We start from the raw sequence: 15973 nt of genomic DNA on the forward strand, positions 1-15973 counted from the left end.
CAGAGAAACTTTGGTGCCGGGCCGTGTCCAGAGGGTGTTTGCATTGCCTGTGGCTATCGTCGTGATGACGACGCCAGTCCTTTAATGGCTCACGGTCTGGGCGATTCAGCATTTCGCAGTCCTTTAAATGGCGCAGGGGTGATGTCCAAATCATTACATTGGCTTCACACCAGTCAAAAGTCCTGGCTCACCACCCCCGGCCAAACCGTTACCCGAAACACAGCTTCGCATCGAAGGGCTTCTGGTCGCGCAACATGTAGTAGCACGCGCGCGCCAGCTTGTGGGCCAGAGCCTTGGTTGCCAGTGCGCGGTTCGTTCTGCTCTTCTTGCGATCGTAAAAGCTTTTGGCCTGCGGAGAAAAGCGGATGGCGAAGTTGGCCGCTTCCACAAACGCCCAGGCGAGATATTTGTTGCCGTTCCTCGCGTTACCTTCCCCCTTCTTCTTGCCGTTACTTTCTCTCCGGCTATCCACGCAGCGGCAGTAGGAACTGAAGTTGCCGACCTCGGCAAAGCGACTGATTGATCCGGTCTCGAGCATGATCGTGGTCGCCAGCGTCTCCCCAATGCCCGGAACTGTCTTGAGCAGACGGTACTCGGCGCGCAGGCTTACGCGTTCCTTCAGCCGCTTCTCGAGCACTTCAATCTGTTGTCCCAGCACCTCGCTGACCATGCGGTTGGCCTCCACGGCCATTGCCACATCGGGCACGAACGCCAACTCCTTGACCTGCTCGGCTGTCAGCTGCTTGACCGCCTCGCTCCTCATTCGGCTTCCGGTCTGTCGGACCATGATGCCCTCGATCGACAGAATCTGTGCGGTGCGATAGCGCACCAGTTGCATGCGCTTGCGCGCCAGATCTCGTGCCCCGCGTTCCTCGCGCGGGCAGACATAGCCCTCTGGCAGCAACCCCAACCGCAGCAACTGCGCCAGATAGGCCGCATCGGCGAAATCCCCGCTGTGCTTGAGTCCATCGTATTTCCTGATGGCAGCGGGGTGCGCCAGGTGAACGCGATAGCCTGCATCCATGAGTCCGTCCACCAGCCAGTACCAGTTGTACGTGCTCTCGACGACCACTCCCGCCAATTCGCCACAGAACGGTTCAAGTGCTGCAAGTATCTGCACAAGATCGTTCGACAAGCGCTTCTGGTACAGGACCCGATCCCCCTCGTCGCTGACGATTACGACACAGTTGTTCGAGTGTAGGTCTATGCCACAATAGTTCATGTCGACCTCCGCAGGGTCAAAGTGCTTTTCGCAAACTGACTTTAACCCCGCCGCCGCACCGCGGCGAGGAGGCCGGCTAGATGATTATCATTACAGGCCGACTGTCGCGTGCGGGACCGCGGCCGGCCGGGACGCCCAACCGGCCCGTGCGGCGCGCCGTCACGCGAAGACGGCAAAATCCGGATGGCGGGGCCCGTCCCGTCCGGCGCTGCCCGCCCTGCCCCTGACCGAAAACGGCCCTTCAGGGCCGGCGCTCACGTGCGATCACGCCTGACGGGCCGCCGAGCAAGGGGCCGTGCCACGCGCCGCGGCAGGGCCGGCTTGCCGCGGGTCCTTCGATCCATGGTGCATGGCGCGTCGTGCGGCGGTCGTCGCCCGGCTATCCGGCGAACGTTACGCGGGTCCAGCGAGGGGCGGGCGCGTGCGCAGGCGCGGTCAGCCCCCCGCAGGGTGATTCTGACAAAAAGTCCCAGGCTATTGGAAGGTGAAGGGACATTTTGTCATGACTGGCGGCGACTTCACCCCTGATCTGCAATTGGGCGCCGCGCGGCAGGCGGCCTTGACGTGACGCCTGGCGCGGCCTCCCGGCCGCAAGCGGGCGCGCGGGCGCAGCAGCAGGCGTCCCTCACACGTCGGCGGGCTTGTCCGGCGCGCCCCGCCTGCCGACGACCTTCGACTGGAACGCTGCGCGGCGCGGGAAGCGGACGCGGTCGGAAGCGCAGATGCCGGGATTTCGCCGGAGCACATCGAATGGTTAAGCTGCTGGGGTACACAAACCGCCCCAGGCGGGGCGTGCGGTTTAGCCGTTTGATCAAAGGAGGAAGTCGCGTCGGGTCATGACAGGCACCCGCACAGTCTTATATAAACGGCGGCTACTGCTTTGCTGGCTCAGCAGTTGCGACTTTGTCGAGTGCTGAAGGCACGAGTTTGTCGAGCGTCGCGACAACGCCTTCATAGAACTCAATCGGCTTGCCCCAGGCATCGGGAATCTCTGTGGACTGGCCTGTCACGTATTCGGTGAGCGTGAAGACCTTGCCTGAGGCCTGCGGGTACATGGCGATCACCTTCGCTTTGTGCTTGTCAGTCATCACCAGGATTACGTCGGAATGCTCGACGTCGTTGGGGCTCAATTGGACCGAGCGATGTGAGGATGTATCGATGCCGCGCCGCTTCATCAAGATTACTCCATTCTTCTCGGGCCGCACGTCGTACGGGTCCTCGTCGACCGCGCGGGAGATCACTGCGATGTGTTTGTGATGCTGCACAATGTACTGGTTAGCAATGGCTTCGGCCATTACGCTACGGCCCGTATTGCCAGTATCGACGAAGGCGACTTTCGCCGGCTCGCCGGCGAATGCGATAGACGTGCAATTGACACCAAGAAAGCAGAGCAATGCAGCGAGTTTGATCTTTTTCATTTTCTTGTCTCCAGACAGGTTGTGAGAAGCTTGGTCTCGACTTCAAGGTTGCGCTTTTACTTGCATCATGACAGCGAAGGACTAGCGAAAAAAATAAAGGCTGAATTTGGCAAGAACATGTCGCGTTATCGACACTCAATGGGTATTCAGGCGGTCACGAATGGCGAGTAGCAGATCGAGATGCCGTTCAACGAGCAGCGGAATGGTCGATTCGCCGCTAATCCATGGACCGGTGGTGCGGCGGTCGTAGCCCGAAGCCACGGGGACCGCCGAGGTCGTGCCCTCAACGAGGCGCTCCGACAAAGTTCGACGCCGCCCCCAATTGCAATGCCACCTTTCGATGGCAACCGGCATGCCCTCGCGGCGCCGGATATTTGATTAGCACTACGATTAAATAGCGATGCGGCGATCAAGATTTCTTGAACTCGTGGATGAGTAAATTCAATTTTGACGAATATCGTTCCTGAATCGTCGCGATTGGTGGTGCATGGGTGGCGACGGGTTGCACCACCGGGTCACGCGCACAACGTTGACACGCGTTTTCGGGCCACGCGCAACAGCCGCCGCGCCCGCGCTAACCTGCGCCATGTTGCGCCAAATATTCCGTACTGATTGCGTGGAACTTCGGGACAGATTCACTCCGGTAGTCCAAAACCAGCCAAACTACAGATTGAATAAGTTCAGCCCGCCTTCGTCGTTCGGGAGCGGCCACTCGTGCACCTTTGGTGCAATCTCCCAGGAGGCAGATACCGGGCTGACGCAGAAGAGACAGTCTCGAATCGCGCCATTCGAACCCAGCCGCATCTGGGCTGATTCGATCACGTGATCCGTTCGCAACCGGCCATTGCTGCAGGCCAAACCGACAAGTTGCCCCATCACCAGGAAGAGCAGGCGGGAGCGAGCGTGGACCGGCGCCATCGCGATCAAGCCATGCTTGGGCCGAGGAACGTTGACTGGCCATCTGGTCGCCCACGCCGCGCTGGCGCTTTGGCACACGCAAGCACGACGGTTCTCGTCGCTCCCGTTCGGGGTGCTGGCGCCGCGCGGGACGCGGCCCCGGTCTGCCGCGCGATATACTGTTTTATACGCAGCCACAGGACCGGCTGCGCATCGCGCGTAAACTCGAGTGGACATCGCTGCAAGCAGATCATGAGTTGACTTAAGCACGCATCGCCCCGTATGCCTTTTTCGCCACTTCGCCGTTGCGTGGGAGCATAATTCAAAGCGCCGGGCGTATTGTGCCCGGCGGGCTGCGCAGATTGACCATGCGCAGCGCCTGGCGCTTGTCCCTTGACAAGCGCGACAGGCATTAAGCCCCGGCGCTCGCCCGCCGGGGCTTTTTCCTTCGACCGACACACGGAATCCGCCAAGCGAACCCGCGGTTTTCCAGTACACACTGCAGCTCAAAAAACGTTCTGGCTGAACGTATCCGCCACCCCTCCCGTACCGTTGTCTGCTTTGCCATGGCGAACATGTCCGCGCCCGGCGGGGGCATGCGTACCGCCCCGCGTCACCCAGAAGAAAATGGCTATACTGTTTGTACTGTTTTGTCAAAATTGCGGGCAATCATGGAACACGGGACCGCCAGGGCACAAGACCGGGAAGCCCCCTCGTTACGCAAGCGTGCAGGTGCCGGGAAAACACCGGAGTCCGCTGCCGGGGGGCAATCCGCTACGGCGAAGGCTGGCAAGAGGCGAGCACGGCGCATTGAAGTGGCGCCAGCAGACGGTGCCTCACCGGGCAAGGAGCGCGTGAAGAAGCAGAAGGTCGTGCGCGACACGTTCACGATGCCGCGTTCGGACTACGACAAAATCAAGGTGCTGCTCCGGCGGTGCCTCGACGCGGGCGTAGAGGTGAAAAAGGGCGAACTCCTTCGGGCTGGCCTGATTCTGCTGGAATCCGCTCCCCCGAAACAGCTGCTTGCAGCCGTCGCTTCGGTCGAAAGAATCAGGACCGGCCGGCCGCCCAAATTGCGCTAGGTCAGTCTTTTGATGACCCGTGCCGGGAACCTGAAAGGTCCCCAGGATCCGGGTTTCGATTGGGGAGGAAAACTCCATGTCAGACAGACACATACTCAGCCAGTTCGACACTGACCTCCACCACATATCGTCCCGGGTACTCGAAATGGGGGGACTCGTTGAATCACAGTTGACCCATGCGATGCAGGCCCTTCACCGCTTCAACCTGGCGCTGGTCGACAAGGTCGTTGCGGACGAGCATCGGCTCAATGCGATGGAAGTCGAAATTGATGCGGAGTGCGGCAACATCATCGCGCGACGCCAGCCAGCCGCTTCCGATCTGCGTCTGCTGCTGGCGATCTCGAAAGCCATCACGAATCTCGAGCGCGCGGGCGACGAAGCACACAAGATCGCAAAGCGAACCCGGCGAATCGCGGAGGCCGAGGCGGGCAGGACCGTCGACATGACGGAAATCCGGTTATCCGGCGAGTTGGCGGCAACCATGCTCCATGGCGCACTCGATGCATTTGCCCGGCTCGATGCCGTTGCGGCCGCCCGGATTGTCCGCGAGGACGAGGCGATCGACGAGCAGTACCGCGCTTTCATGCGCAGGCTGGCGACCTGTATGGCAGGCAATCCCCGCGTCATCTCCGCTGCGCTGGACTATCTGTCCATTGCATCAGCCATCGAGCGTATCGGGGACCATGCAACGAATCTGGCGGAGCTCGTCATTTACGTCGTCAAGGGCACTGATGTGCGCCACCTTTCCAGGGAGCAACTCGAACGTGAAGCCCTGCGCCATTGAGCGCCGGGCAGCAGGGAAAACCCGTCAAGGCCCGTCATTACCCACGGGCCCGCAACCTGACACGCCCCCCCGGTGAGCGTCAGATGACCGCTCGTCCGGCAAGGAGGGACTGGGATCATGACATTTACCTTCACGCTGATCGATCTGGCTGGATCCGTCGCGCTGCTGATGTGGGGGACCCACATGGTTCAGACCGGCATCCAGCGCGCCTTCGGTGCCGGCCTGCGCTCGCTTCTCGGACGGGCCCTGCACGGGCGACTGCGCGCCTTCCTGGCTGGAATGGGCGTGACGGCGGTATTGCAAAGCAGTACGGCGACCGGACTCATGACCGCGGGCTTCGCCGCAGGCGGGCTCGTCGAACTGAACTCGGCGCTCGCCGTCATGCTCGGCGCAAATGTCGGCACGACATTGATCGTGCAGGTGCTGTCGTTCGATGTCGCGGCCGTCTCGCCCGCACTCATCCTCGTCGGCGTGCTGATGTTCCGCAAGGCGTCGAACCCGCGTGCACACGATCTGGGCCGCACGTTGATCGGCCTGGGCCTGATGCTGCTCGCGCTGCATCAGCTGCTCGAGCTGATGACGGACTACGAGGATGCGCCCAATCTGCGCATGCTGCTCGGCGCCGCGTCCACCGTGCCGCTGGTGGATGTACTGCTGGCAGCAGGGCTGACCTGGGCCGCTCATTCCAGCGTTGCGATCGTTTTGCTCATCATGTCAATGTGTGCGCAGAACGTTGTGCCGCCTGAAGCCGCGTTCGCGCTGGTGCTGGGCGCGAATCTGGGCACCGCGGTCAATCCGCTGCTGGAGGGAACGACGGCAGCCGACCCTGCATCGAAACGCCTGCCCGTTGGCAACCTGCTCTCGCGGGTAGCGGGCGTCGTGGTAGCGCTTGCGGCGCTCGGGCCGATTGGCCGCATCATGGTGACCCTTGAACCGGACAATGCGCGGGTCGTGGCCGATTTTCATACGCTCTTCAACCTGGTTCTTGCCGGCATCTTCCTGCCAGTCCTGGCTCCCTACGCAGCCCTGCTCAGGCGACTGCTGCCGCAGCGTACGGATCTCGCCGATCCGTCGCGGCCACTGTACCTGGATCACGCCGCACGGCAGGTTCCAGTGGTGGCGCTTGGCAATGCAGCACGTGAGGCACTTCGCCTGGCCGATGTGCTCGGCACAATGCTGGCGAACACCCGCGCGGCCCTGGTGGATGGCGATCGCAAGCTGATTGCGGAAACCCACCGGCACGACGACATCCTGGACAGCCTGAATACCGCGATCAAGACCTACCTGACGTCGCTCGACCCCGAGCAGCTCGTAGAGGTCGATCATCGGCGCTTACAGGATATTCTGACCTTCGTCATCAACATTGAGCAGGCGGGCGATGTGGTGGACCTGAACCTGCTACCGCATGTCACCAAGCGGCTGAAACGCGGACTCGCGTTCTCGAAGGAAGGGGAAGCCGAACTGCTCGCTATGGCAGACCAGCTGATGGCCAACGTGCGCACGGCGGCGTCGTTGTTCATGACCGGGGACCCACGCACGGCACGCATGCTGGCCGACGAAAAGGTGGCGTTCCGGACAGCAGAAACGACAGCGACCGCGGCACACTTCGACAGGCTACGCTCCGGCCGTCTTGACACCGCCCAGACCAGCGCACTGCACCTCGATCTGCTCCGCGACATGAAGCTCATCAATTCACATATCGTGGCCGCGTCTGCCTACCCGATTCTCGAGCGCACCGGAGCACTGCTGCCCAGCCGGATTGCCGCGAACGAGATGTAAGTCCGGCCTGTCGGAACGAAGGTGCACTCGATGGATCGCACGTCCCCCCGTCGCGGATTCACCATCAGCGCAGGCGTTGAACGCCGGCTTCAACTGGTGTTCGAAGGCCGGCCTCAACGCCGGGCGCGGCCATGTCCCGACAGTCAGGATCGTTCGGACCGACCTGCCCGCGGCCTTGTTTTCGACGCGCGACTCAGCGATACGCGTGATCTGCTTTTTGCCCCGGAACCCGATGCCCCGATGGGCTACAGTGCCGGCCCGTGCAGGGTAGTTCTTCTCTGCGACCAGGCATCGTGCGTGTTGACCTCACGATAATCAGCCGAAGCGGTGATGGCGCCGTTGAAAACGGAGTGATGGCAGTCACGCATTCCTCGTTCAGACTGGCCAGACCCATTTATGACGCGCTATATTGGCTCTGCCGGATGGTTTGCGACACCCTCATTCTCGAGCGGGTCCAGTCGCGGCCCATTCCAGATTCTGCCTGCCGGGAACCTATGAAATCTTCTCAACACACACAAGCCGGATCGATTGTTCTCCTGATCGTTGCGGTTGTCGGGGTCGCCTTTGGCGCCGGTTCATTGCTGGGGCATGGTGCCGTCAGGGTGAATGACTCTTTCGCCACCGGCGCCGTGGTGTTGGGACTTTTTCTGATCGTGTATGGGCTACACGAAATGCAACGGAAAAGACGCCACGAACCGACCCAGGCGATCGAAGGTCGTGACCGGAGCCGCCCGGCAGCAGGTCGTCAACGATGATCGCTCCTGCGGCGCGGACCGCACCCGGTGCGTGCTGACTATCGGCGAACGTCAGCCCCGCGCTCGTCCTCGTACCGGCGTAAACGGGATTGAGGACGGATTGCCCATTCGTACCTGCACAATGATCACGTCTGCCGGCTTGTCACCTTCGGCCTGAGCTTCGGCGGCTGCCAGGCCTGGCGTGGTTTCGTACCGCACCACAATGACGTCATTGATCTGTTCGGCCATGCAATGCCTGAGCGTTTGTACGCACCGCATGCCGCTATCCGGTGCAGCGGTGCTCATTTCGGTAACGGGCGAATCAATCCGGCATCGTGCTACCTACGGTGCCCAGTGAATCGGAAGGCACTCCTTCTCGCGGTGCAGTTCCCGAACGAAGGTTATTGGGACAGCAACTACTGCAACCCATATCGATTGGGTCTTGCCTCGACAGGCATCGCACGTGGAAATCGGGCTCGCCTCGCTGCCATGAGGGCAGGCGAAGCCAGGCAACAGGTGCAAGACGGGAGTCTGCCCGTGCTGGGCGTACATGAAAAAGGACCGCATGGGGCAGTCCGCAGCCGTCACCCTGCCGCCACACCCGCCTCGCCGAACAGCTGCAGCACCGGCCAGTTCCGCACGGCCGCGAGTTCAGCCAGACGCGCATCGGGATTCGTCGCGACTGGATGCGTGACGTGTTCAAGCAGTGGCACGTCGTTGATCGAATCGCTATAGAACCAGCTCTGCCCGAAATCCTCAAACGATCGTCCGAGCGACGCGAGCCACGCGTGTGCGCGCGCGATCTTGCCTTCGCGAAAGCTTGGTATCCCGACGCTCTTGCCCGTGTACTCGCCGCCCGCCGTCCCGTCGTGCGTGCCGAGCCGGATGGCGAGCAAATGCTCGACGCCGAGCGCCGAGGCAATCGGCGCGGTCACGAATTCGTTCGTCGCGGTTACGATGCAGCACAGGTCGCCCGCGTCGCGATGCCGGGCAATGAGCGCGCGCGCTTCAGGACGAATCGCGGGGACAATCACGTCCCGCATGAATTGCGCGTGCCATTGTTCGAGCTGCGCTCGCGGATGGCTCGCGAGCGGCGCGAGCGTCGCGTCGAGGTACGCGTCCATGTCGAGCTCACCCGCCGCGTATGCGCGGTAGTACCGGTCGATCTTGTCCGCATGCCGCGCGCCGTCCACGACGCCGAGCCGGACGAGATAGTGTGCCCACGCCTGGTCACTGTCGAGCGGCAGCAGCGTATGGTCGAGGTCGAACAGCGCGAGATTGCGTTGCATGAGGTGTTTCCTGAGTCGTTGCCTGGGTAGTTGCGTGGTTAATAGCCCGGTGCGCGCTGGCGCACCCGCCGGGCGAATTGCGGCGGCTGCGGGCAAGCGTGCCCGTCATGGCATGCCGATCGCGTGCTTGAGCGCCTTCATGCCGTCCTGCCCGTCGAACGTCGTCACACCCGCGAGCCATTTATCGAGTTGCTCCGGATGGCTCTTCAGCCAGGCTTTGGCGACCACGACCGGATCCGCATGATTCATGATCGGCACCATCAAGCGGTTTTCCTCGTCGGTGGTGAACTGGAGGTTCGTCAGCAGGCGCCCGACATTCGGGCAGCGCGTGAGATAGCCGGGCGCGACGACCGTGTAGACCTTCGCCGACCCATAGTTCGGCCCAAACACGCTATCACCGCCGTCCAGATAGGTGATCTTGTAGTCGATGTTCATCGGATGCGGCTCCCACGCAAGGAACACGACCATCCGATGCTCGCGGATCGCGCGGTTCACCTGCACCAGCATCCCCGCTTCACTCGACTCGACGAGCTTGAAGCCCCCCATCCCGAACGTGTTCTTGTCGATCATCTGCTGGATCAGCGCGTTGCCGTTATTGCCCGCGCCAATGCCGTAGATGTGTCCGTCCAACTGATCACGGAACTTCGCAATATCCGCAAAGCGCTTGAGCCCCGCGTCCGCTGCATAGCTCGGCACCGCAAGCGTATAGCGCGCCCCGACCAGATTCGGCTGCGGCAGCAGGTCCACCGAATGCGAGTCCACGAATGGTTTCACGGTCGAGGTCATGCTCGGATCCCAGTAGCCAAGAAACGCGTCGATCTGTGCCTTCTTCAATCCCGCAAGCACGATGGGCGGCGACGCGGTGGTCTTGTCGGCCTGATAGCCAAGCCCCTCCAGCAGCGCGGTCGCAATGCCCGTCGTCGCGGCGATGTCGCTCCAGCCGACATCCCCCAGTGTCACCTTCCTGCACGTCTCGCTATCCGATGCGTGCGCGCTCGCCACCGTCAGCACACAGGCGGCAACCGCGACCATCATCTTTCCGATCCTATTCATTGCACGGCCTCCCGACAAAATGAATGCCCTGATCCAGTCCAACTCCGTGACTCGCTGCCGGGCGGTCGCGACGATCCGCTTGCGGCATCGCACGTACCGTAGATTAAAATACACAAATATGCAATACTGCACAAAAATACACACACTCATTCGGCGCGCCAGACGGTGGCCGGCGCATGGTCAGGCAAGGAGATGAACCGATGATCAGCCAACTCGAAATCGTGCTGCGGCTCGTGCTTGCCGCTGGGCTCGGCAGCGTGATCGGCATTGAACGCGAACGCCTGTCGTGGGCGGCCGGGCTGCGCACGCATATGCTCGTGAGCGTGGGCGCGGCGCTCATCATGATCGTCTCGGCGTTCGGCTTCGCGGACATCCTGGGCAGCCCGAACGTGACGCTCGATCCGTCGCGTGTTGCCGCGCAAGTCGTGTCGGGGATTGGCTTTCTCGGCGCGGGATCGATCTTGCTGCGCGGCGAAGTCGTGCGCGGCCTGACGACCGCGGCGAGCGTGTGGGTGGTGGCCGGCGTGGGACTCGCGGTGGGCGGCGGGATGTACACGGCCGCGATCGCCGCGACGGCGATCGTCCTCGTGATCCTCGCGGGGCTCAAGCCGCTGGAGCGCCGCTATTTCGCCGCGCGGCGCAACTGCGGGGTGCGCCTGATGGCCGTGCGCGGCGCCGTGAAGCTCGCGACGCTCGAGCACGCGCTCGGTGCGGGCGCTGGCCGGATCGTGCGCTTCGTCGTCGAGCTTGACGAGGTGAGGCCGGACGTCGAGCAGATCCAGATTGCATTCTCGCGCATGTCCGATCGCGAATTCGGTGCGATTCGCGCGCGTCTGCAACAACTGAGCGGCGTGAGCGACCTGCACGACCTCGCGCCATGAAACCCGCCGCGCGCTCGCGCGCCACCGGATGCACTACCATGTGCATCGGCCCGCCGATTGTCGGCCGAATTCCCTCCCTCTGGATTTCTCTTTATGTGGCAGGAAGACCGATACAACCGCATCCGCGCACTGCTCTCGACACTCCAGCGCGTGTCGACCGAGCGCATCATGACGGACCTGAATGTGTCGCGCGAAACGGTGCGCCGCGACCTGCTCGATCTCGAGGCGATGGGCGAACTCAAGCGCGTGCATGGCGGGGTGATCCGTGTCGACGATGAGGCGCCGATCGCGGAGCGCGCGCAAACGCGCATCAAGCCGAAAGCCGCGATCGCCCGCGCGGCGCTCGGCGTCATCGCCGGCGCGCAGACGCTGTTCATCGACGCGGGCACGACGACCACGCTGCTCGCCGAGGAGCTGGCGTCGCTGTCCAATCTGACCGTCATCACGAATTCGATCGACGTCGCGCTCAAGATGCGTCCCGTCGGCGGCGCGGACCAGGCGCGTAACGACGTGATCCTGCTCGGCGGCTCGATCAGCGATCGCGCAGCGGCCACCGTTGGCGCGACGGCTGTGGCCGAGATCCACCGCTATCGCGCGGATCTCGCCCTGCTCTCGCCGGTCGGCGTCGACCATCTGCACGGCGCGACCAACTATGACCGCGCGGACACCGAGGTCGCGCGCGCCATGGTCGCCAACGCACGCGACGTCGCGATCCTCGCGGACTTCAGCAAGATCGGCCGCGGCAGCCGGATCAGCTTTTGCGGCGTCGAGCAGATCGGCACGTTGATCACCAACCGGCAGGCCGAATCGGTCGACACGTTCCCGCAGATCAAGAAGGCGATCCGGCATATCGAGTTTGCCTAGCCAGGATGGCCACGGCGACAAAGCAAGACGCCTCGTTCCATCGCAGGCGTCTTCATCGTCTCCCACGCCCTGGACTTCCCAGACCTGCCAGCCCGCATGTAACCCCTGCCACAGCGTCAAGCCAGATACTAAAAGGAAAGGAAGCGTGGACGAACGCAAACGGGAAAGCATGGTGGCCTACCTGCGTCGGCGGATGGCCGAATTCGGCATCAAACCAGACGATCTCGCTGAATCAATTGCACGTGATCAGCGGCGGCGCAGCGAAACACGTTACCGCAACGCCGCAGGGGAAACTTGGGACGACAAGGGCAAAATCCCGCAGTGGCTTCAACAAGCGATGAGCGCCGGCCAGTCGCTCGAGCATTTTGCGGTCAACGGGGTGAGCGGTCAGTTGCCGCGCGGGCCCAGCGGCGTCGACTGGCGCAACGATCCATTTGCCGGCACCCGCCTCGCCAGAAACGTACGATCACTGGCATCTGCGGGCTGACCAACCCGTGATGTGCCGCTCCAGATACTCCACGCAGATTGCGTGCAACCTTTGCACGATTTCGGTCCGGTAGTCCAAGAACCAGCCTGACTGCAGATTGAAAAGCCGCACAAGACCCCTTTCGTCCTTCGGGAAAGGCCAGTCAGATACCTGCGGAGCCGGCTCCCGGGCGGCGGCGATCAGCCGGGCGCAGGTGAGCCTGTCGCATCGCGCAACGTTCGAGCTCAGCCAGATCTGCGACGACTCGATCAGATGGTCCGTCCTCAGCCAGTCACCACTGCGTGCCAGTGCCACAAGCTGCCCCACCACCAGGAAGGCCAGCAGCTCCGCTTTCGTCTCTTCGTCCATAAACGTCGTCGTTTCGCGCGCCCGTCATTACGCAACGATTTACGATCGTCGTTGAAGGCGGCAACGTGCCTCCCAGAACCGGTACCCTTATCCGCGTGGGCGCCTGCGCAAAACTGAGCGCGCCTGAAGACCACGGCCGCGGACATGCCTGGCCGGTGCAGACGTTCCTCCGGCATGGCTCAACCCACGCTACACTTCCCACAATACCAGTTCGCAGCCAGGTACCCATGCTGTGTAGAACGCCGCCAACCATCTGCCAAAACAACCATGGAAGTTCGCGTCAGTTATGAGCACAGCCTCGCTTCCGCACCGGACGAATTCATCGTTCTCGTTCCATCACAGGTCGTCGCTAACGTGCCGGCGAACATCCCGCGCGCCCTGCTGGCTGAATATGTCGCCAAACTGATCATTGAACGGTCTCCGTCCATTGGACGGATCCACAACCCCAGGCTTCTCTAGACGGTCCCCCGCTGGATGACGGTCCTTCACGGACGTTGCGTCCCGGGGGCCGGCCTCAGGTCCGGCCCGCCCAACATTACTGCTCGCGTGTGTGCTGGCCGTCAGGCGTTGATTGAAGGGGGCGGGCTCCCAGACGGACTGTCAGTCAGTACCCTCCCCGATTCGCGGTTTGCCCCTCAGCTTTTCCCGCGTCAAAGGTGATCACCTCGGTCTGCAGCGCATGCCGGAGCACGGGCGGCACGTTCGGCATCCTGAATAATCTCGCCATAGTCTGGTTTGCTAGCCGCGGCTCAGTGCCTTTGCGCTGATATAGCCGCAAGACGTTTTCCGCAGCGTATGCGTTCCCATGCCATCGGTCGTAAGCACCGGCGGATGAGCGTAGACCGTATTGAAAATCACCGCGCGCCAACAGCCAGGCTGGGCCTGTCAATCAGCGCTGGCGCGCCGCAGTCTGCCCTGCTGCCCGATCGAACCAGCGCCGACCGCCGAGGCCGCGCTCCGGTCGTCTGAAGTTGCTCAAACGCCCCCTTGGTTCTGCCAACCTTTACGCGGCCGTTGGCGCCAAATACTTGCATCGCACTCGCTTTTGCTTCGGGGAATGAACTGCGCTCCGTCGTCAAGCATGTGCTCTGGATTATCGTCGGCGTTGTGCTCGTCAATGCGCCCCGCAGTGAGCGAGATCCGGAGGTTTCCCGGCGGCTTCCAGGCGCGCGCCCCAGCGGTCCGCAAGTGCCTCGCCCGATTCGAAGGGCGGCCGTGGTCCGCGGCGTCACCGAATCATCAGCTTTTGTTTGGAAACAGCGACATCCACGCTTCGCCGATCAAGGCTCCGACGTGAGCCTTACGCTCACACTGAAGCGTCTTTGCCCTGATATGCTCTTGCTCCGCATTGTCGCCTGTGCTGGCCGTCTCCGTCTGCATCGCCACAACCTCGATGCATGCCTTCTGGGCGTTGTTATAGGCGTTCAACATCTGGTACGCGGTCGCCAGAAAGAACGCGATAACAATGAAATTAAGTGTGCGAAGCATCGAACTTTCTTCTCCATAATCGGTGCAGGGAACGGCCGGCTGGATGCCCTGGAAAACGGCAAGGGATGCCAGATCCTTGATCACATCAAGGAATCGCGCCTGGCTCCAGCCACGGAATCGGTCGGATGCTTCAAGGATCTGGGCTGCGCGCCCTTCAGGGCGATTGCAAAAGCGGCTTCGTGATCAACGTTGGCGGCGATTTTCTTGTTGTAGAACATGTGCATGATGGTACTGTCGGCGGCACAAAAGAAAACTTGAGCCCGAAAGCCCGCTCGACATCACCTGGATCGGAGATTCTGCGCTGCGAAGTGCCTTGGCTTCTGCAACGGCAATGACGCGCCGGATGTTTCCCCGCAACGCAGCACGGCTGTCATGCAAGCCATCGCAGCCGAAGACGTCTTCGAGGCACTTGCGGGTTACCTGAACCCAAGCTTGGCGCAGGCTAAGGCAATGCTGATCAAGTCCGCCGCTCATGGCTGTCGTGCGTTATAGCGTGGACATGCAACGGCGAAAGCAAAAAACGATGAAGCAACTGACACTGGCGATGGCTGTCGATCAATGCGCGGGATTCGGCGCCCAGCGTAAGCCAACGCGACGTGAAGCATTTCTCGATGAGATGAACAGGCTCGTGCCGTGGGCGGAACTGTGCGCGGTGGTCGAGCCGTACTACCCGAAACGCGGGAACGGCCGCCCGCCGATCGCGCTGGAGCGGATGTTGCGAATTCATTTTGTGCAGCACTGGTTCAACCTTGCCGACCTTGCGTGCGAAGAGGCGCTGTACGACAGCCTCAGCCTGCGCCGCTTTGTGGGCATTGACCTGGGCAGCGAAACCGTTCCGGATGCCACTACGCTGCTCAAATTCCGGCATCTGCTTGAAGAGCACAAGTTGGGCGAGCGAATCTTCGCCGAGGTGGGGCGAGTGTTGCAGGCGCGCGGAGCGAAGCTCAAGAGTGGCACGATCGTAGACGCCACGCTGATTGGCGCACCCTCTTCGACAAAGAACAAAGAGAAAGCGCGGGATCCTGAAATGCATCAGACGCGCAAGGGCCAGCAGTGGCATTTTGGCATGAAGTTGCATATCGGCGTGGATAGCCAGAGCGGGCTGGCGCATAGCGCAGTCGTCACGGCCGCCAACGTGCACGACAAGCACCCACTGCCACAGCTTCTGCATGGGCAAGAGCAGCGGGTCTATGGCGACAGCGCGTATGCGAGCCAGAAAGCGCTGATCCATGGCAAGGCCCCGAAGGCCCGCGACTTTACGAATAAACGCACGCGGCGCAAGGGCAGCGTCGATGAAGTGGCGCGTCGCAAAAACCGCAACAAATCGAAAATTCGAGCCCGCGTCGAACATGTGTTTGCCGTGGTCAAACGGTTGTGGGGTTTCACGAAGGTGCGCTATCGAGGTCTGGCGAAGAACGCCAATCGCGCCTTCGTTTCTCTCGCGCTGGCGAACCTTTACATGTCGCGACGTCGATTTACAGCGGAGGTGCGCCCGTAGTGGGCGAAAGACGGGCGAAAAGCCCGTACAAAGCGCCTGAGGCGCGACAAAACGAACCGGAATGGCCATCTTCATGGGTCATTCAAAAAGTTTACGCAAGCGCCATCGCGATCAGACGCGTTTACACGGCTTGATCAGCGTTGCCCTAA

General features: G+C 61.9%; 18 protein-coding genes. 9 read left to right on the forward strand and 9 right to left on the reverse strand.

From position 1 onward, the window contains the following. Positions 1-208 precede the first annotated feature (208 nt). The 3 genes from BO1_RS45560 to BO1_RS59955 all read right to left on the reverse strand — a co-directional run bounded on the left by BO1_RS45560 (position 209) and on the right by BO1_RS59955 (position 2943). A complete protein-coding gene (locus BO1_RS45560; RefSeq protein WP_028223277.1) occupies positions 209-1222 on the reverse strand; it encodes an IS110 family RNA-guided transposase in 1014 nt (337 codons plus the stop codon). A gap of 872 nt (positions 1223-2094) precedes the next feature. Continuing rightward, the gene (locus BO1_RS45565) at positions 2095-2640 is read right to left on the reverse strand and encodes an arsenate reductase/protein-tyrosine-phosphatase family protein (protein WP_028223278.1); all 546 of its coding nucleotides are present in this window, start codon (positions 2638-2640) and stop codon (positions 2095-2097) included. A 135-nt stretch (positions 2641-2775) separates the two neighbouring features. Further along, a complete protein-coding gene (locus BO1_RS59955; protein WP_156992774.1) occupies positions 2776-2943 on the reverse strand; it encodes a hypothetical protein in 168 nt (55 codons plus the stop codon). Positions 2944-4391: 1448 nt separating this feature from the next. Here BO1_RS59955 and BO1_RS55535 point away from each other — a divergent pair. From BO1_RS55535 to BO1_RS59960, 4 genes are all read left to right on the forward strand, one after another. After that, positions 4392-4619 carry a hypothetical protein gene (locus BO1_RS55535; protein WP_043289039.1) on the forward strand — a complete coding sequence of 76 codons (228 nt, stop codon included), beginning with the start codon at positions 4392-4394 and terminating at the stop codon, positions 4617-4619. A 76-nt stretch (positions 4620-4695) separates the two neighbouring features. Further along, positions 4696-5403 (forward strand): phosphate signaling complex protein PhoU, encoded by a 708-nt coding sequence (gene phoU / locus BO1_RS45585; RefSeq protein ID WP_028223280.1) that lies wholly within the window; start codon positions 4696-4698, stop codon positions 5401-5403. A gap of 117 nt (positions 5404-5520) precedes the next feature. After that, on the forward strand, positions 5521-7182 hold the full coding sequence (locus BO1_RS45590; protein WP_028223281.1) for a Na/Pi cotransporter family protein: 1662 nt from the start codon (positions 5521-5523) through the stop codon (positions 7180-7182). Between the two features lie 494 nt (positions 7183-7676). After that, a complete protein-coding gene (locus BO1_RS59960; protein ID WP_156992775.1) occupies positions 7677-7937 on the forward strand; it encodes a hypothetical protein in 261 nt (86 codons plus the stop codon). Positions 7938-7988: 51 nt separating this feature from the next. On the opposite strand, the gene BO1_RS59965 is transcribed toward BO1_RS59960, so the two are convergent. From BO1_RS59965 to BO1_RS45600, 3 genes are all read right to left on the reverse strand, one after another. Next, entirely contained in the window at positions 7989-8165 is a 177-nt protein-coding gene (locus BO1_RS59965; RefSeq protein WP_156992776.1) for a hypothetical protein, read from the reverse strand. Between the two features lie 335 nt (positions 8166-8500). Continuing rightward, the gene (locus BO1_RS45595; RefSeq protein ID WP_028223282.1) at positions 8501-9205 is read right to left on the reverse strand and encodes a histidinol-phosphatase; all 705 of its coding nucleotides are present in this window, start codon (positions 9203-9205) and stop codon (positions 8501-8503) included. A 105-nt stretch (positions 9206-9310) separates the two neighbouring features. Continuing rightward, a complete protein-coding gene (locus BO1_RS45600; protein WP_028223283.1) occupies positions 9311-10258 on the reverse strand; it encodes a choline ABC transporter substrate-binding protein in 948 nt (315 codons plus the stop codon). A gap of 200 nt (positions 10259-10458) precedes the next feature. Between BO1_RS45600 and BO1_RS45605 the strand changes: the two genes are divergently transcribed. The 3 genes from BO1_RS45605 to BO1_RS45615 all read left to right on the forward strand — a co-directional run bounded on the left by BO1_RS45605 (position 10459) and on the right by BO1_RS45615 (position 12490). Further along, positions 10459-11139 carry an MgtC/SapB family protein gene (locus BO1_RS45605; protein ID WP_028223284.1) on the forward strand — a complete coding sequence of 227 codons (681 nt, stop codon included), beginning with the start codon at positions 10459-10461 and terminating at the stop codon, positions 11137-11139. Positions 11140-11232: 93 nt separating this feature from the next. Continuing rightward, positions 11233-12003 carry a DeoR/GlpR family DNA-binding transcription regulator gene (locus BO1_RS45610; RefSeq protein ID WP_028223285.1) on the forward strand — a complete coding sequence of 257 codons (771 nt, stop codon included), beginning with the start codon at positions 11233-11235 and terminating at the stop codon, positions 12001-12003. Positions 12004-12148: 145 nt separating this feature from the next. Continuing rightward, positions 12149-12490, forward strand: a complete 342-nt coding sequence (locus BO1_RS45615) for an H-NS histone family protein (RefSeq protein WP_028223286.1) — start codon at positions 12149-12151, stop codon at positions 12488-12490. Here the strand turns inward: BO1_RS45615 and BO1_RS56760 are convergent. Further along, positions 12470-12838 (reverse strand): hypothetical protein, encoded by a 369-nt coding sequence (locus BO1_RS56760; protein WP_052409847.1) that lies wholly within the window; start codon positions 12836-12838, stop codon positions 12470-12472. The two genes, BO1_RS45615 and BO1_RS56760, sit on opposite strands and share 21 nt — an antisense overlap. A gap of 267 nt (positions 12839-13105) precedes the next feature. Between BO1_RS56760 and BO1_RS58590 the strand changes: the two genes are divergently transcribed. Further along, positions 13106-13297: a hypothetical protein gene (locus tag BO1_RS58590; protein WP_084688787.1), complete on the forward strand. Its 192-nt coding sequence runs from the start codon at positions 13106-13108 to the stop codon at positions 13295-13297. Positions 13298-14077: 780 nt separating this feature from the next. On the opposite strand, the gene BO1_RS45625 is transcribed toward BO1_RS58590, so the two are convergent. After that, positions 14078-14410 (reverse strand): hypothetical protein, encoded by a 333-nt coding sequence (locus BO1_RS45625; RefSeq protein ID WP_028223287.1) that lies wholly within the window; start codon positions 14408-14410, stop codon positions 14078-14080. Next, positions 14407-14544 (reverse strand): hypothetical protein, encoded by a 138-nt coding sequence (locus tag BO1_RS59970; RefSeq protein WP_156992777.1) that lies wholly within the window; start codon positions 14542-14544, stop codon positions 14407-14409. Before BO1_RS59970 ends, BO1_RS45625 begins: the two co-directional genes overlap by 4 nt. A gap of 305 nt (positions 14545-14849) precedes the next feature. Between BO1_RS59970 and BO1_RS45635 the strand changes: the two genes are divergently transcribed. Continuing rightward, positions 14850-15824, forward strand: a complete 975-nt coding sequence (locus tag BO1_RS45635; protein WP_028223288.1) for an IS5 family transposase — start codon at positions 14850-14852, stop codon at positions 15822-15824. Positions 15825-15973 lie beyond the last annotated feature (149 nt).

Source organism: Paraburkholderia oxyphila NBRC 105797 (genome assembly GCF_000685075.1).
In the GTDB taxonomy this organism is placed as follows: Bacteria; Pseudomonadota; Gammaproteobacteria; order Burkholderiales; family Burkholderiaceae; genus Paraburkholderia; species Paraburkholderia oxyphila.

What these genes read in the sequence shown, in the direction of transcription:
- BO1_RS59965 (WP_156992776.1), bottom strand. Translation starts at nt 8,165, where the DNA reads ATGGCCGAACAGATCAATGACGTCATTGTGGTGCGGTACGAAACCACG.
- BO1_RS45595 (WP_028223282.1), bottom strand. Translation starts at nt 9,205, where the DNA reads ATGCAACGCAATCTCGCGCTGTTCGACCTCGACCATACGCTGCTGCCG.
- BO1_RS45610 (WP_028223285.1), top strand. Translation starts at nt 11,233, where the DNA reads ATGTGGCAGGAAGACCGATACAACCGCATCCGCGCACTGCTCTCGACA.
- BO1_RS59970 (WP_156992777.1), bottom strand. Translation starts at nt 14,544, where the DNA reads ATGTTCTACAACAAGAAAATCGCCGCCAACGTTGATCACGAAGCCGCT.
- BO1_RS45605 (WP_028223284.1), top strand. Translation starts at nt 10,459, where the DNA reads ATGATCAGCCAACTCGAAATCGTGCTGCGGCTCGTGCTTGCCGCTGGG.
- phoU (WP_028223280.1), top strand. Translation starts at nt 4,696, where the DNA reads ATGTCAGACAGACACATACTCAGCCAGTTCGACACTGACCTCCACCAC.
- BO1_RS59960 (WP_156992775.1), top strand. Translation starts at nt 7,677, where the DNA reads ATGAAATCTTCTCAACACACACAAGCCGGATCGATTGTTCTCCTGATC.
- BO1_RS45565 (WP_028223278.1), bottom strand. Translation starts at nt 2,640, where the DNA reads ATGAAAAAGATCAAACTCGCTGCATTGCTCTGCTTTCTTGGTGTCAAT.
- BO1_RS56760 (WP_052409847.1), bottom strand. Translation starts at nt 12,838, where the DNA reads ATGGACGAAGAGACGAAAGCGGAGCTGCTGGCCTTCCTGGTGGTGGGG.
- BO1_RS45600 (WP_028223283.1), bottom strand. Translation starts at nt 10,258, where the DNA reads ATGAATAGGATCGGAAAGATGATGGTCGCGGTTGCCGCCTGTGTGCTG.
- BO1_RS45590 (WP_028223281.1), top strand. Translation starts at nt 5,521, where the DNA reads ATGACATTTACCTTCACGCTGATCGATCTGGCTGGATCCGTCGCGCTG.
- BO1_RS45635 (WP_028223288.1), top strand. Translation starts at nt 14,850, where the DNA reads ATGAAGCAACTGACACTGGCGATGGCTGTCGATCAATGCGCGGGATTC.
- BO1_RS45560 (WP_028223277.1), bottom strand. Translation starts at nt 1,222, where the DNA reads ATGAACTATTGTGGCATAGACCTACACTCGAACAACTGTGTCGTAATC.
- BO1_RS58590 (WP_084688787.1), top strand. Translation starts at nt 13,106, where the DNA reads ATGGAAGTTCGCGTCAGTTATGAGCACAGCCTCGCTTCCGCACCGGAC.